Origin of the sequence: Rhodocytophaga aerolata (assembly GCF_030503435.1) — a bacterium.
GTDB classification, from domain to species: Bacteria; Bacteroidota; Bacteroidia; order Cytophagales; family 172606-1; genus Rhodocytophaga; species Rhodocytophaga aerolata.
Genome location: NZ_JAUKPO010000002.1, coordinates 348,353 through 364,788, shown reverse-complemented (window position 1 = coordinate 364,788; position 16,436 = coordinate 348,353). Strand labels below are relative to the sequence as shown.

Annotated in this window: 16 protein-coding genes; all 16 read left to right on the top strand. The window is 41.4% G+C overall.

What is annotated here, in order from left to right; genetic code table 11:
* Positions 1–419: 419 nt before the first annotated feature.
* Positions 420–2,000: a GAF domain-containing protein gene (locus Q0590_RS05945; RefSeq protein WP_302036580.1), complete on the top strand. Its 1,581-nt coding sequence runs from the start codon at positions 420–422 to the stop codon at positions 1,998–2,000.
* A 152-nt stretch (positions 2,001–2,152) separates the two neighbouring features.
* A complete protein-coding gene (locus tag Q0590_RS05940; protein ID WP_302036579.1) occupies positions 2,153–2,725 on the top strand; it encodes a pseudouridine synthase in 573 nt (190 codons plus the stop codon).
* 382 nt (positions 2,726–3,107) lie between these two features.
* The gene (locus Q0590_RS05935) at positions 3,108–5,546 is read left to right on the top strand and encodes a TonB-dependent receptor (protein WP_302036578.1); all 2,439 of its coding nucleotides are present in this window, start codon (positions 3,108–3,110) and stop codon (positions 5,544–5,546) included.
* Positions 5,547–5,829: 283 nt separating this feature from the next.
* Complete coding sequence (locus Q0590_RS05930) at positions 5,830–7,755, top strand: beta-N-acetylhexosaminidase (RefSeq protein WP_302036577.1); 1,926 nt, start codon at positions 5,830–5,832, stop codon at positions 7,753–7,755.
* A gap of 230 nt (positions 7,756–7,985) precedes the next feature.
* On the top strand, positions 7,986–8,540 hold the full coding sequence (locus tag Q0590_RS05925) for an amidohydrolase family protein (protein WP_302036576.1): 555 nt from the start codon (positions 7,986–7,988) through the stop codon (positions 8,538–8,540).
* 203 nt (positions 8,541–8,743) lie between these two features.
* Complete coding sequence (locus Q0590_RS05920; protein ID WP_302036575.1) at positions 8,744–9,355, top strand: amidohydrolase family protein; 612 nt, start codon at positions 8,744–8,746, stop codon at positions 9,353–9,355.
* A 235-nt stretch (positions 9,356–9,590) separates the two neighbouring features.
* Positions 9,591–10,160 (top strand): hypothetical protein, encoded by a 570-nt coding sequence (locus Q0590_RS05915; protein WP_302036574.1) that lies wholly within the window; start codon positions 9,591–9,593, stop codon positions 10,158–10,160.
* A gap of 212 nt (positions 10,161–10,372) precedes the next feature.
* Positions 10,373–10,894, top strand: coding sequence for a dihydrofolate reductase family protein (locus Q0590_RS05910; RefSeq protein WP_302036573.1), 522 nt, complete (start codon positions 10,373–10,375; stop codon positions 10,892–10,894).
* Positions 10,895–11,017: 123 nt separating this feature from the next.
* Entirely contained in the window at positions 11,018–11,362 is a 345-nt protein-coding gene (locus Q0590_RS05905) for a hypothetical protein (RefSeq protein WP_302036572.1), read from the top strand.
* Positions 11,359–11,502, top strand: a complete 144-nt coding sequence (locus Q0590_RS05900) for a hypothetical protein (RefSeq protein ID WP_302036571.1) — start codon at positions 11,359–11,361, stop codon at positions 11,500–11,502. Before Q0590_RS05905 ends, Q0590_RS05900 begins: the two co-directional genes overlap by 4 nt.
* A gap of 117 nt (positions 11,503–11,619) precedes the next feature.
* Positions 11,620–11,970, top strand: a complete 351-nt coding sequence (locus tag Q0590_RS05895) for a bleomycin resistance protein (RefSeq protein WP_302036570.1) — start codon at positions 11,620–11,622, stop codon at positions 11,968–11,970.
* Between the two features lie 220 nt (positions 11,971–12,190).
* Positions 12,191–13,270: an AAA family ATPase gene (locus Q0590_RS05890; protein WP_302036569.1), complete on the top strand. Its 1,080-nt coding sequence runs from the start codon at positions 12,191–12,193 to the stop codon at positions 13,268–13,270.
* A 243-nt stretch (positions 13,271–13,513) separates the two neighbouring features.
* The gene (locus Q0590_RS05885; RefSeq protein WP_302036568.1) at positions 13,514–14,089 is read left to right on the top strand and encodes a dihydrofolate reductase family protein; all 576 of its coding nucleotides are present in this window, start codon (positions 13,514–13,516) and stop codon (positions 14,087–14,089) included.
* A 118-nt stretch (positions 14,090–14,207) separates the two neighbouring features.
* Positions 14,208–14,666 carry a GNAT family N-acetyltransferase gene (locus tag Q0590_RS05880; RefSeq protein WP_302036567.1) on the top strand — a complete coding sequence of 153 codons (459 nt, stop codon included), beginning with the start codon at positions 14,208–14,210 and terminating at the stop codon, positions 14,664–14,666.
* A gap of 153 nt (positions 14,667–14,819) precedes the next feature.
* Entirely contained in the window at positions 14,820–15,653 is an 834-nt protein-coding gene (locus Q0590_RS05875; RefSeq protein ID WP_302036566.1) for an alpha/beta fold hydrolase, read from the top strand.
* A 156-nt stretch (positions 15,654–15,809) separates the two neighbouring features.
* Positions 15,810–16,298 carry a VOC family protein gene (locus Q0590_RS05870; RefSeq protein ID WP_302036565.1) on the top strand — a complete coding sequence of 163 codons (489 nt, stop codon included), beginning with the start codon at positions 15,810–15,812 and terminating at the stop codon, positions 16,296–16,298.
* Positions 16,299–16,436 lie beyond the last annotated feature (138 nt).

Here is a 16,436-nt window from a genome sequence, read left to right as displayed (position 1 = left end):
GTTACCTGATAAGGTAGAAGCATTTTATAAATTTGGCTACACATTCTCAGATAGGTTTAACATGGATTTATGGCACAATTGGTAGAAAAAGCATTCACTCGTGATTAGACTAGTCAAAGTAAGTAATTTTTTTCCAACACTTGACCTCTTTTAAAGCTAGTGCATGGTTGCTTCTCCCTAGGTAATTCGTAAATGCACGGTGTCGTCAATGAGCCTTACAGCAAAAGAATTCATAGGTTACATCCGGTAAGTTACTAGTAATCTTGCTATTGTTTACAAAGTTGAGTATTCTCCTACTTCCGTAGTTTTTGCCGCAGATTCAGTAAAAATGATTGAACAGACTTGTATTTTTTTGTAAGTACCTGTTTTGTATTTTTTAGCAGGCCATCATTTTTTCTACGTGTTTTCATTCATTATTTATGAAGCAGTTTTTTCAAAAACAGTATATCTCTTTTGCTCTTTCTTACATCTTGTTTTTAATTGTTATAAGTGCTGTATTCTCTTACTACAATGAGTACATCATCGCCAGAAATGAGGAGGTTAAACAACAAGCAGAATCTATAATGCAACAAACCCAGAACCTGGCGCAGATCACACGCAGCATAGATGTAAGCTTGCGGGGCTACGCCCTAATGAAAGAAGACCGTTTTCTGTTTCTATCTGTAGAAGAAGCCCGCCAGACCAACCAGCGGAACCTGGCTACGGTAGATAGTTTGCTCCGCTTGCAAGGCTATGACGACCTGGAGCTGTATGCCTCCGTAAAACAAGGATTACACGAATATACCGACCTCTACGAACAAATGATTGGTCTTATCCGGCAGGATAGCATGGCTGACTTCCGGCAGTTGCTGAGCGAAGACCGGGGAAAACAGTTCTGGAAAAATTACGAACAATTTACAACCAGGCTATATGCATACGAAGATAAACTCTATCAGGCATCCAAAGCAGACTATGACGCAGCTATGGACCGGAGCAAATATACCCAGATTGTATTGGTGCTAATTGGCCTGCCAACCTTGCTATTTGTTTTGCGAAAGCTGCGCAGAGAAGAAAGTAACCGCAAAATGCTGTTAGCTAATTTGAAAGAAAACAATCAGAAATATCTATTTAATCCTGGAAAGGCTACCAAGCAACAAGAAAAAGAAATTCTGGAGTATTCCATCGAGAATTTGAAAAAAGCAGCAGACTTTATTAACCAGATTTCGGAAGGTAATTATCAGGTAGAATGGCAGGAACTTACAGACGAAAATCAGTCACTGAACAAAGATAACCTGGTGGGTAGGCTGATTGGCATGCGGGAGCAGATGAAGAAAGTAAAGCAGGAAGATGAAAAACGTTTGTGGGCTACCGAAGGCATTAACCAGTTTTCTGAAAATATCCGCAAACATCAACATTCCCTGCAAGAGCTGTGTTATGAATCGCTGGTTTTTTTACTAAAATACTTGCATGCTCAGCAGGGTGGCTTGTTTGTTCACCGGGGAGAAGAAGGGAATGATTCGTATCTGGAACTGGCCGCTTGCTATGCCTTTGACAGGAAAAAATTCATACAAAAACGTATTGAAATCGGGCAGGGAATAGTAGGGCAAACCTACCTGGAAGCGGAAACTGTTCTACTAACCCAGTTGCCTCAGCAGTATACAACCATTACCTCCGGATTGGGCGATGCAACCCCCACTTGCCTGTTAATTGTGCCCATGAAGTATAATGACAAAGTGCAGGCTATTATTGAAATTGCCGGATTCCACAAATATGAGCCGCATGAGATTGCTTTCGTAGAGAAAGCCGGAGAGTTTGTAGCTTCAGCCATTGCTGCTGCACAAAGCACCGAAATGACTCAATCTTTGCTTAACCAGTTCCAGCAGCAGGCAGAGCAGATGCGGGCACAAGAGGAAGAAATGCGCCAGAATATGGAAGAACTGGTTGCCACCCAGGAAGAGATGCAGCGGAAAGAAAAAGAATACCTGGCACTTCTGAAAGGTGAAGCAGCAGAAGAACGATAGAAATTCATTATCGGATAGTTCATACGATTTACCGTATACGAGCCGCCACTGCCTGTTATCAACCAGGACAGTGGCGGCTTTTGTATAGTATTTTTCGTAAGCTTACTTTGCAAACCTGTCGGGCAAATCACCATCCGGAAATATATTGCTTTATGCTGCACCACCATTTTATTATGTATAAGCCTTTTGGTTACCTGAGCCAGTTTATTGGGGAAGGCAACAAGAAAAAACGCCTGGGTGAGTTATATGCCTTTCCGCCTGGCACCATGAGCATAGGCCGATTAGACGAAAAAAGCGAAGGCTTGCTTCTATTAACTACCGATGGAAAGCTCAGTAACTATATTTCCAGTGCCGGCATAGAAAAAGAATATTACGTGCAGGTAGATGGATTGATCAGTCAGCAGGCAATGGAACAGCTGGAGCAAGGCATAGAAATTACGCTAGAAGGCATAAAGTACCAAACCAAACCTTGTAAAGCCTGCTTGCTTGAACCGGCTCCGGAACTGCCACTGCGCAGCAGAAAGATCCGCGACGACCGCCATGGCCCCACCAGCTGGATGGCAATTACACTCACGGAAGGCAAATTCCGGCAGATCCGCAAAATGACGGCGGCTTTGGGCTTTCCTACCTTACGGCTCATCCGGATGCGTATCGGCCATATCCATCTGATGAATCTACTGCCAGGCGAAGTACTAAAAGTGGAAGGTTTGCTTAATAGACTTTAGGTGTGTTTGATATGCAGCTTTGCTTACAAATCCTATTAAACTAATTTTTGCTGTTCAACTTGATACAATGACTGTCCGGAAACGGACAGTTATTTTTAGTTCTATTCCATAAAAAATGCTTTTAATCTCCATAAAAGCCTCTTTTTTGGCTGGCAAATTATTTGTTCAACCCAAACGCAAGAAAGCTAAGAATATGTAAGAAAAAACCTTTTTACATAAACTCATGACCATGACGCATAATAACTATGCATATTATATTATTGTGAAGTATCTTATACAAAGTATTACTTTATTACTATTGTAAAGGAATATAGTCCTCTCATTATAATACAGTTCACCTTTTAACCAGTGCTAATTTACCTTAGCAGCCCATAACACTTCAATGAATAAGCTATTTGCCATTTTCCTGTTTACTTTCTGGGCAACTATTGCCTTTGCCCAAACATCCAATCCGGGGAAGCTGACGGGCTCCCTTACCGACTCCACCACAGCTAAGCCAGTTCCTTATGTAACTGTAGCGTTAATGGAGGGTACTAAATTACTCACCGGCACCACTTCTGAAGACGATGGCACGTTTGTGCTGGCGAATCTGCCATTAGGTACTTACTCCCTAGTTTTGTCCTATGTGGGCTACCGCAGTAAAACAGTTCCGGTAACCCTGAGTGACCAGCGGCCTGTTCTTGACTTAGGCGCAATTCGTATGGCGACTGAAAGCAAGGCATTAGCAGAAGTAACCGTAAGCGGGCAGAAAGATCTGGTAGAAGATAAAGGCGACCGGCTGGTATACAATGCTGAAAAAGATATTTCTAATGCTGGCGGTACGGCTGCCGATGTGCTCCGCAAAGTGCCTATGCTCTCTGTGGATTTAAATGGTAATGTGCAGATGCGGGGTAATGGTAACATCAAAGTGCTTATTAATGGAAAACCTTCGGCCATGATGGCCCGTAATCTGGCCGATGCATTGCGTCAAATGCCTGCCAATACCATTAAATCTGTAGAGGTAATTACTAATCCTGGTGCCAGATACGATGCTGAAGGTTCAGCTGGAGTAATTAATATTATCACTAAAAAAGCCTTGCAAGGTTTTAGCGGAACAGTAAATGCCACCGCAGGCAATTTCAACCAGGGCATAGGCACTAGCCTCAATGCAAAAAAAGGAAAATTTGGGCTATCCCTTTCAGCCAATGGATACCAGTACCGCAATATACGGGAAGGAGAATCGGTGCGTACAACTCTTTTTAATGGACAGCCAGTAAACACACTTACACAAAGCAACTTTATGGACAATACCGGCCGGGGCGGCTATGGAGAAATGAGTTTTGATTATGACCCCGATTCTACCAGCCGGTTCAATTTGGCACTCAATATATGGGGTGGAAATTTTCCGAACGATAGCCGGGTAATCAATCGGCTGACCGATCCGGCAGGAGCCGAACTGCAATCCTTTGGCAATGCTATTAGTTTCTATAATCCGTATGGCAATGGGCAGATGGATGTAGGCTACACCAAAACATTCAAAAAAGCCGGACAAGAATTCTCGCTGCTTGGCCAGTACAGCCGTATGCCAGATAATTATTTTTACGATACCGATCGCTTTGCGCTCTCCGTTGGAGAGACTATCCTTTCGCGTCAGCGTAGCAACAATTACAGCCGCAATAAAGAATATACCGTGCAAACAGATTACACGCATCCATTTAAACGGAATGGCCGGAAAGATACTACCGAAATAAAGGTTGAAGTAGGTCTAAAAAGTATTCTGCGGGATATCGGCAGTGAGTTCCGCGTAGAAGAATCAGCCGATGGGGTAGGGCCATTAGTTCCTGTACCTGCACAATCTAATGATTTTAATTATGTACAGCGTGTATACTCTGGGTATACTTCTTTACGGATAGATACCAAACGCAAGTGGGGCTTAAGCATCGGAGCCAGGCTGGAGCATACCGATATAGATGGTGACTTTGTAACCACCCGGACCACTTTGTCCAACAACTATACTAACCTGATTCCTAGTTTTACTTTATCTAAAGGCATTAAAACTCACACATTTAAAATAAGCTATACCCAGCGTATTCAGCGGCCCCTGATCTGGTACTTAAATCCATGGATTAATGAAGCAGATACCCTAAATAAATTTACCGGCAATCCTTATCTGGACCCTGAACTAAATCATTCTCCGGAAATCTCGTATAGCACAACCACCAAAAAAGGATTGTCCATTAATAGTTCTTTATACTACCGGCTCACAGACAATGCCATAGAATATATATCTACCGTAACCGAAGAAGGCTCATCTCTTACCAAACCACAAAATATAGCCAAGCGGGAATCTTATGGATTGAACCTGAACCTTTCCGGGCAGCCAAATAAAGACTGGAACATGAATGGCGGAGCTGATATGCAATATATTTATGTTAACAGTCCGGGACTTAACCAACAAAACAGTGGTATTATCTGGAGTGTAAACCTGAACACTACTTATAAATTGCCTAAAGATTTCACCCTACAGGCAAATGGAAACTTCAATTCTGGCTGGATTAACTTGCAAGGAAAATATTCAGGTTTTTATTGGTATGGCATCTCGGCCAAGCGTGAATTCTGGAGCAAAAAAGCTAGTCTTACTTTGGGCATCAACAATCCCTTTAATAGAGGTGTATGGCAAGAAGGCCGCCAGGCCATGCCTACATTCCAGTCTACCTTTACATCTTTGTATGTAACCCGCTCTATCCGGCTTACTTTCGAGTGGCGGTTCGGGCAGATGGAAGCAAATGGTGGAGGTAAACGGAGCAAGAAGATTAGCAATGATGATAAAGGAGGAAGGTAGAAAATTGTAGTATAGATACTCAAAGCGCACGGATACTGAATTAAAGAGTACTCTATGGAGCCCAGGTAATGGGAACGTATTCCATAGCTATACTCTTTTGGCGAATCCTATAATTTTGAAAATTATACTTTTTAATGAATAACTTGAATAATATATGGATAGAATGAAGTAACTTTGAATTGTTAAGTTAGCTAAGTAATTTACCAGCTTATCGCGTGTACCTACACGCAACAGCAAATTATACGTTCTTTATTTTTTCCATACCTGTCGTGTTTACCATTCTATGAAAAAAATTTTAATTGCACTCTGCCTCAGTTTTCTAACGGTAGCATCCTTTGGCCAGAATACCCAGACAAGTATTGCCATTATTCCTGAACCGGTATCTGTAACACAGACCAATGGCAAATTTACCCTGCCTGAAAACGTGGTAATAGAAGCCGGATCGCAGCCGGAAATGAAACAAGTGATTGCTTTTCTGAAAGACCGCCTATCCATACCCACCGGCAGGCAAGTAACTGTGAATGCAACGGCTCCTTCCGCTACTATCCGCTTATTGCTGAACCAAAAAGCCGATGCAACAATTGGAAAGGAAGGGTATCAGTTATCGGTGAAGCCTACTGCCATTGAAATAAAAGCGAATCAACCGGCAGGCTTGTATTATGGAGTACAATCTCTGGTACAGCTGTTTCCTGCAGCAATAGAAAGCAAGACAAAGGTAGAGAATGTAACCTGGGAGGCTCCTTGTGTAGAAATTACCGATTACCCCCGGTTTGGCTGGCGGGGACTGATGTTTGATGTATCGCGGCACTTCTTTACCAAAGATGAGGTAAAATCTTATATTGATAACATGGTGCGCTACAAATACAACCTGCTGCACTTACACTTAACGGATGATGAAGGCTGGCGTATTGAGATTAAGAGCTATCCGAACTTAACAAAAGTAGGTGCCTGGAGCGTAAAGAAAGTAGGCTACTTTGGTACATTTGAGAAACCTGCTGCCGACGAGCCACGCGAGTATGGCGGCTTTTATACCCAGGAAGACATCAAAGAACTGGTGCAATATGCGAAAGAACGGTTTGTAAATATTCTGCCTGAAATAGATGTACCCGGCCACAGTTTAGCGGCTGTAGTTTCGTATCCGGAACTTTCCTGTACACCAGGCGTGGAAAACTACCAGGTGCGTTCAGGAGAGGAAATTATGGACTGGTCGCAGGGACATCCGCCAATAGCCCTGGTAGATAACACCCTTTGTCCGGCCAACGAAAAAGTATATGAATTTTTGAATAAGGTAGTAACCGAAGTAGCCCAGTTGTTTCCATTCGAATATATACACATGGGTGGCGATGAATGCCCCAAAAACTTCTGGGAGAAAAGCGATGCTGTAAAAGCGCTGATGAAGAAAGAGAAGCTGAAAGACATGAATGAAGTACAGAGCTATTTTACCAAACGGCTGGAAAAGATAGTGATGGCAAAGGGTAAAAAATTTATTGGATGGGATGAAATTTTGCAAGGCGGCCTGGCTCCGAATGCGGCTGTAATGAGCTGGCAGGGCATAGAAGGGGGAATAGAAGCGGCTAAACAAAAGCACGAAGTGGTAATGAGCCCTACTACCTTTGCCTATATAGATTATATGCAGGGCGACCCTAGTATCGAACCCAGAGTATATGCTACTCTGCGTTTAAACAAAGCCTACCAGTTTGAGCCAGTACCCAATGGGGTAGATCCCAAGTATATTAAAGGAGGACAAGCCAACTTATGGACAGAGCAGGTATACAACATGCGCCATGCAGAATACATGACCTGGCCCCGCGGCTTTGCTATCGCAGAATCGGTATGGTCTCCTAAGGAAAAGAAAAACTGGAATCAGTTTGTAAACCGGGTAGAGCAGCATTTCGACAGAATGGATGTAGCCGAAGTAAAGTATGCCCCCAGTGTATTTGAGCCCATCATAACAGCCACCCGCACAGCCGACAAGCAACTAAAGGTAGAACTAACTACCGAAGCAGAAGGATTGGATATTTACTACACTTTTGACAACTCATTCCCTGACAGATTTTATCCCAAGTACAAAGAGCCACTGATTTTTCCAAAAGAGGCAGTTATGCTCCGGGTGATCACCTACAAAGGCAATGAACCCAAAGGCCGCCTGATGTCTATACCGGTGGAAGAGCTACAAAAGCGGGCAGACCAGAAGAATGCAGCGCATTAATTCAGAATTTCATTACTAAAAAGAAAACCATTTTTGTCTAAGAGAATGGTTTTCTTTTTAGTAGCTTATAAGCACATAACATGCATCTCATCCTACGGCAATTGGGCTTGCTCCAACGCAAGATTTCACCACAGAAACCAAGAACTGCGAGGATGATTGTTCCATTACCTGTAAGTGAACTCAAGCGGCTATAAAATAACGACCTAAGGAAAGTATAGCAGACCGATTTAATGAAAAAAATAATCATACGTACCCTCATAGGGCTGGTTAGCCTGGCTGTAATCAGTGTGGCCGGTATCTATGCTTATTTGCTATACCCTTCTATGTTCATGACTTTTCCTCCAGAACATCTCACCTCTCCATTACCATCTAAATATGGAAAAGTGATGTTGGGCAAACCTTCTACGTATCTTTTTAAGGATGTATCCCTTATACCCATGACTCTGGATACAATTCTGGAGCACCAGTTCGTACTGATCGAAAATGGCAGGATTAAACAGATTGAAAGTTCTCTAGCTAGCATTCATACTATGGCTGAACCCTTTTTGATAGAGGGCACTGGAAAATACCTGATTCCGGGATTGGCAGATATGCACGTGCATTTGAATGATGATAATAACTTACTCTTATTAGTAGCCAATGGCGTAACAACTGTACGGGATATGTTTGGGTTTTCTTTTCATTTGCAATGGAGAGAGCAGATTGAGAAGGGAGCACTGCTGGGGCCAACCTTATATACATCCAGTCCGGTACTGGATGTATATAAGGTTGGCCGCAAAGTGTAAGCTTAAAAACTGCAACCGAAGCAAAAGAGGCCGTAATCAGGTTTAAGAAGGCAGGATTTGATTTTGTTAAAATTTACCACACGTTAACTCCAGAGTTATATAGCCAAATTTTAGAAAGTAGTGATTCCCTCCATATTCCTGTTGTTGGCCACATTCCGCTGGCAGTAGACTTAAGCAAAACGCTTTCCTTAAGTCAATATTCAATGGAGCATATCGACCTTAGCCAATTGAGGAAGATTTCACCGGCAATCTCTTTAGATACAAAAGCAGCTATGATTGGAAAAGCCTATAAGTGGATTTGCCCAACCTTGCTTGTGCATAAAAATATTCAGAAAAGTCCAGACGATTTTGCCCAGCAAAAGCACTATGAGCAATATGTTGATAAGGTTACCAAAAAGTTTTGGAAACAGCGGTTACGGGAAGGAACAAGTGAATACGCATTACAACAAAAGCTGGCCAAGATTATGTTTGATACCGGAGCAAGATTTCTGGCCGGAACAGATTGTCTGAATCCGTATGTATTACCCGGATTCAGTATTCATGAAGAACTGGAAGAGTTAGTTAGTATTGGACTTTCCGAATTCGAAGCATTAAAAACGAGTACGGTTAATGCTGCGGAATTTCTGAAAAGAAATACTGATAATGGTACCGTAGAAGCTGGCAAAGTTGCCGACTTAGTATTGCTTGAAGGAAATCCGCTCGAAAATATATCTAATACAAGGAAAATAAGTGGGGTAATGCTTAAGGGAAAGTGGTTAAGTGCCGGCCAGTTAGATACTATACTAAGCGATGTAAAAACTAAGTATACGGATTAGAAAGCTTACTAAGATCTCAAAAATTAAACAAGGCCAATAGGCAAAACACTTATATTTGACAAACTGGCTTTCTAAAGCAAAGCACATTGCCTCACTGCAATCGCCTTTGTGCGCAGGTAGGTTTGATGCGGAATGTGTTGCAAAAAGACAAGAGCCGAGGTCAAAAAATTTGAGTTAGTACAGATCTAGACTAAGGCCGCTTCCTTATAAATTTCAACTTTTAACTATAACTACTATGCGTAAGACCACTTTGCTATTTTTATTCTGTTTACTTGTTTTCTCCTCTACCACCTGGGCACAAACTGAAAAAGGATCCAAACTTCTTGGGGGAAGTGCTAACTTTAATTTTGAGAAAAATTACTCATTTGGAATCTCTCCGCAGATGGGCTATTTTATTACTACTAATTTTGCTCTGGGGACAGGGGTAAGCATAAGCTACTCCAAATTCAACAATGACGATACCGTGGGGAACAGCTACCGGTCAAACACGACAGTTGCTGGGTTTTCTCCGTTTATCCGCTATTATTTTGGAAAGGCAACGTCTACCCGTCTATTTACGCAAGGTGCTGTTGTTTTTCAGCGTTTATGGCAGAATACCCGTATAAATGGAAGCGAACCTCAGATAAATGTTGACAATTTTTCGACATACAGAGCGGGAGTAGGAGTAGTACATTTTATAACACAACAGATAGGACTAGAAGCATTAGTCGCCTACTCTTCTTCAAAGTACAGCGTTGAGAACCGGACAGGTAGAGTCGTCTTGAATGTTGGACTGCAAATCTACTTACCTGCTTCTCAGCAATAATGGGTGAGCATTGCTTAGGTTATACTATGCAATTGGATAAAAAGTTAGCTCTTACAGCCAAAAGGATTTGCAGATACTATTATTCGCCAAACACAACAGGTATGAGTAAGCCTGCGCCACGTACCTGCGTGCTAACATAGCACAGTATAAGGAATTGGGGATTTATTGTAATTGTAGCCACTTTACTATTTCAACAGAATAATGTCACTGATATGAGAAAAATCATCGCTGGCTTTGCAGCAAGTCTGGATGGCTATATCGAGGGTCCAAATGGAGCGTATGATTGGATTCTGATCGATAAAGAAATAGACTTTGCCGAGCATATGAAACGGTTTGATACATATTTCTTTGGCCGCATTACGTATGAAAAGATAGGGACAATGACGAATAAGCCAACACCAGGTATTACCAATTATGTGTTCTCTCACACCTTGAAGACTGTTAATAAAAACTACAGGCTGATTAATGATCCGATCAAAGAACAAGTGGAAGCCATTAAGCAGCAGGAAGGAAAAGACATTGCGGTGTTTGGCGGCGCCAATTTGCTAGCTTCTTTGTTGGATCTTGCGCTGGTTGATGAAATTTCAGTAGCCATTATCCCTGTATTGCTGGGCAAGGGTAAACCGATGGTTGACCTATTGAAAGACAAGGTGTGGCTATCCTTGATAAATAGTAAGACGTACTCGAATGGTACCTTGCAGGTAACGTATCAAGTAATTAAAAACCGTGGATAACTCCCGGCTTTAGAAGGTCCTTCCTCTCCGCAAGGCCAAACCATCGGTATAAGTGATTTCTTGATTCACCGTTTGCAATTAGCACTTAAAAAGAGATAAACCCATGTTCAGAAAGCTTTGTATATGAAGAATTATCTTTTATGGATGTGTATAGGTATCACGTCCTGTAGTTTTCAAAAATATTCTGCTACTCAAAGGGTTAATAGAGCTGATACTATCCGTTTTGGGCAGTACTATCTTGATAATGCACAAGCTAATTTCCCCTTAATCCTGGTATATGATAGTAAAACAGGTCAACAGCTTGATAAGGTAGAGAACGGAAAAGAGTATATTATTGAATTAAAGGCGGGCAAGTTTAACCACTATCACATTAAAGCAGAAGCCCTAAACAATGGAAAGGTAGTAAAAACAAAAAACATAATCAGTTCCGTTTACAGGTTAAGCAAGCAGATAAGCAACCTTTCATGAAACTCAAGTGCACATATCTGTTCGAGCAAGATCAAATCTTTCTGCAAATCCGGGAATGGAAAGATTCTACCCGAACTGCTTATGAGGAATCAATTACCCAATTTGATCCGGTAAGCATACTATGGATAGCCATAAAATAAAGAGGATATGCCGGAAGAATAACAGTAATAAATAGAGAATACTTCTCCGGAAAACCTACTGTTCCGGCTGTAATAGAAAATGAGAAATAAAAATTTGGCACGTTAATTCAACAACCTATGCTGACAGACATCCACCCAAAATTGCCTATGCGTAATAAAGCCCTCACTCTGGACTTTTACCTAAACAAGTTAGGCTTTCAAGAATTTGGTGAAGCGGATTACGAGGGTTACCTGATGATTCAAAAAGACAATATCCAGATTCATTTCTTTGAGTTTAAAGAACTTGATCCAAAGGAAAATTATGGCCAGGTATATATACGTACAGATGACATTGATGCATTCTACCAATACGTTCAAAGTAAAAACAGCAATTGTACAGCACTTGCCAACAAACCCTGGAAACAAAGAGAATTTTCCGTACTCGACCCGGATAATAATTTGCTTACTTTCGGTCAGCGTATACATTAATTGGTGATACAGCTTAGCTTACTGCTCTATATCTGTTTCTTTTGGCTGGTATAACAAACAAGGAAGAATGCTGCCATTCAGGTAGGAGAGTTTTTTCAAGGCACAGCGTTGCAGAAATAAGCAACATTTTGCATTGGCACTTCTTCTGGTGCATTACAGGAAATTACAGTACAAGCCATACCTGCTTATAAAACTTCATACTTGAAATAAAATTTAACAAATGCTCCAGCTCATTGATGCCTACAATTCCTATAAGGAGTTTGACCGGTCTGCTTATTATACGGTCTGTTACAACGTGCTTCCCTCCAATCTTAGATTTGAAACGCCACTCCACGAAAGCAAGGAAAATATGGAAGCAGTAATCGCTTCTATTGATTTTACGGAGTTAGCCATTACAGAGGTTTATAAAAACTGGTCTACAGAAGATGTAAAAAATGCTGATTCTTCTAATGATTACCCATACGAATATCTGCTGAGAAGTGAGACAAAAAAACTTGTCTTATTTATCCGGTTAGTGAGTAATGAATTAATGGTAGACTTTCAATACGATGTCTCAGACGTAGCCCTTGAACAATGGGTAATCTCCACCAACAGTAAACTTCGTATCCGGTTCGGGGCTAATAAATCGCCGGTTTTTAAAGTATTATCCCGTAATACAGGAGGATTTTTTACGGAAGACGTTCCTACAGATGAACTGGAATTGAATATTGAAAAGCTGTATAACGATGATTTTAAGGAAATACACTCCCTCATTCTGGAGGCAATGGTTAAAGATAAGGCAGGATTAATTTTACTGCATGGCGCACCTGGCACAGGCAAAACATCCTATATTAAACATCTCATTTCCGGGCACCCGAAGCATGCATTTATTTTTATTCAGAATGAGTTTATTAAGGATTTGCTTAATCCCGAGTTTATCTCCTTTTTGTTGAAAAATAAAAGTTGCATCCTGATTATTGAAGATGCAGAGAAAGTGATTACTACCAGGGAGTACCAAAGCGAAAGTTCTGTGGTTTCCACAATTCTCCAGCTAACCGATGGGCTTTTCAGCGATTATCTCAATATTAAGATTGTTTGTACATTCAATACGAATATAGAACGGGTAGACAAAGCCCTTCTTCGTAAAGGTAGAATGATAGCCAATTATGAATTTAAACCGCTATCCAAAGAAAAAACAAACAACTTGTTAAAATCATGGGGGTATAGTGCAGTTGACAAAGAAATGGCGCTTGCCGATATTTTCAATTTCGACAAACGGGGTTTCGAGCAGTCATCCGATTCAAAAAAAATTGGCTTTTAACTTACCCCAACATCTTGCTTTCAGGGCATGCTACCAACAGGCATATTCTCCTGGAACTGCTGTGCGCTGCCATTGGGGTTACAAGCTACAGACAGCCTTGTACCAACGGGCTAATGTTGATGCGTAGATACTACACAAGTTTATATGAATTTTGCCGCAGAAAGCCAGCTACTATGCCGTTTTTACACCCCGTAAAAGTTAAAATTTACTGCGAAATTTGCTCTATAAACAAACTAAACGAACATGAGAAAAGTAAAGCTTCAAGTACAAATGACTGTAGATGGATATATTGCCGGACCAAATGGCGAAATGGACTTTATGGTTTTCGACTGGGACACTAAACTTAAAAATTACGTGGAAGAGCTAACAGAACCCGTAGATTGCATTATTCTGGGGCGGAAACTTGCCGAAGGATTCATTCCCTATTGGGCAAATGTGGCCGCTAGTCCGGAAAATCCTGAAGTGGCAGCCGGCAAAAAATTTACTGATACACCCAAAGTAGTGTTTACCAAAACCCTGGACAAATCAATATGGGATAACACCGTTTTAGCCAAAGGCGACCTTACCCAGGAAATCAATACCCTCAAAAAACAAACCGGTAACGACATTATTGCCTATGGCGGTGCCACCTTTGTATCGGCTCTCATTAAACACCAGCTAATTGATGAACTTCATCTGTTTATAAATCCCACAGTTATTGGAAAGGGAATGGCCATTTTCAAAGAAGTAGAAAGTCAACAAAAGCTCACGCTGGTAAAATCTACCGCTTTCGAGTGTGGAATTGTTGTGCTTCATTACGAGCCCAAACGTAATGGCTAAACATCAGCTGCAAGCATAAGAGAACTATTTACCACCCGGTAGTAATTTTATCTAGAAACTCAAAGAAGCTAACCGGGAAAAGCCTTAAAAGGTGAAAACCGGATAAATACTACTGACAATGATCATCAGAAAATACCAGCCTGCCGATAAAGAGGGTGTCCTAACGTTGCTTAGGCTAAACACACCAGCGTATTTTTCTGCCAATGAAGAAAAAGACCTGATCTATTATTTAGACAACCATGCAGCAAATTACTTTGTCGTAGAAGTAGATGCAATAATTATGGGTTGTGGCGGATTTAACATAACAGAAGATGGCGCAACGGCTAAAATATCTTGGGACATTATTCATCCGGAAAGCCAGGGAAAAGGTCTGGGTACGGCGCTAACCAGGTATAGAATCGGGCAGATAAAAGAAATCAGCTCAGTAAAAACACTTTCTGTCAGAACCTTGCAGCTGGTACACCCATTCTATGAGAAATTTGGCTTGCAAGTTAGAGAAATCGTAAAAGATTATTGGGATACCGGGTTTGACCTCTACCGTATGGATTGTGACAGGGAGTCAATTTCTTTGGACTAAACACATGATTATATACTTTCTAATGCATAAAACAACATCACTAAGCTAATGCAGACATGGTAGGAATAAATAAAAAGGGTATTTTGCAACATTTGTGTAAAGGTTTTAGCGCAGTATTACACACAAAGAGTACCTTTAACAGAAACCGCAGCTATGTCTTTACTTACTACTGAGTCAACCCTTGAGCATAAACAACTGAAGCAAGATGGCTACACAATCCATTATTTTACTTGTGGAAATCCTGCCCATGAATTGATTGTATTTCTGCATCCGGCATTTGCCGACCACCGGTGCTTCGATCAGCAGGTTGCCTATTTTTCGCGTGCCTACCGGGTAGTAACGATAGACTTGCTTGGCCATGGCTTATCGTCCGTAGAGAAAGCTAAAGACAAAATAGATCATTCCATTTACCATATAGAGGCCATTCTCGGGTTGGAGGGATATAGCAAAGTACACCTGGTGAGTGTTTCTATGGGTTCATTGATTGCTCAGTACTATGCCTTGCATTTTCCAGACAAATTAGCCTCCTTAACTATTCTGGGTGGCTACAATATAAATGCTGATAACAAAGAACTGGCCAGGGCACAACGGCTTGAAAACATAAAATGGATACTGAAAGCGCTGTTTTCTATGACTTCGTTCCGTAAGTATGTGGCAGAAGTATCTGTATTGAAGCCGGAATCCAAAGCCCGTTTTTATGAGATGGCAACCAGGTTTACCAGAAAATCATTTACAGTGATGGCAGGCTTGGGTAAAGTACTTCAGCCAAGAGCTAAGCTAAAACGTACCTATCCGGTGCTGATTATTAGCGGAGACAAAGACCTTGCTTTAGCCTTGCGGATGAGCAGGAATTGGCATGAGTCGGAACCTCAAAGTAGCTACTTTCTGATGAAAGATGCCGGCCACTGTGCCAATATGGATAAACCAGATGAATTTAATGAACTGGTGATGAAGTTTATCGGGCAAAGTACTATGCCTGTTTCTTAATCGAAAATCCCGTTACACACCAACATTTTATAGGTAAAAGCGGTGATAAATTTTAACAGGATTATTGCCGCAAACCACCCCCTAAAATGCCGGAAATGCACATCGGCTGAAAGGTTGATAACAAGTACCTTTGTATAAACCAACCACCTATTTATCATGAAAACCGAGCAACGCCACACCCAAAAAATTACACCCTTTCTGTGGTTCAACAACAATGCGGAAGAAGCAATGAATTTTTATATGTCCATTTTTAAAGATTCAAAAGTAAAAAATGTGTTACGCTACGGCGATGCAGGTCCTGGGCCAAAAGGAGGGTTTATGTCTGCTTCGTTTCAGCTTCATGGGCAAGAGTTTATGGTGTTGAATGGAGGCCCTCAATTTACTTTTTCCCCAGCCATCTCCTTCTTTGTCAAGTGCGAAACGCAGGCCGAAGTGGATGAACTTTGGACCAAGCTTTCTGAAGGAGGAGCCACTAACCGGTGTGGCTGGCTACAAGATAAATATGGCCTGTCCTGGCAAATTATACCCACCTTACTAAGCGAACTTATGCAGGATAAAGATGCAGCTAAAGCAGGCCGGGTAATGCAAGCCATGATGCAAATGGATAAAATTGACATAGCCACACTCAAACACGCATACGATTGAATGCCACACCCAGAACAGCCTGTAATGAATTAGAGTCAGCTGTATGGCACTGTTGCAGAGAAACATAAATATTCTTTGCAACAGTTTTTGCTTTTATAAACGGTTGTTTGTTTTCTCCAGGATGTTATTTTGTAGCGA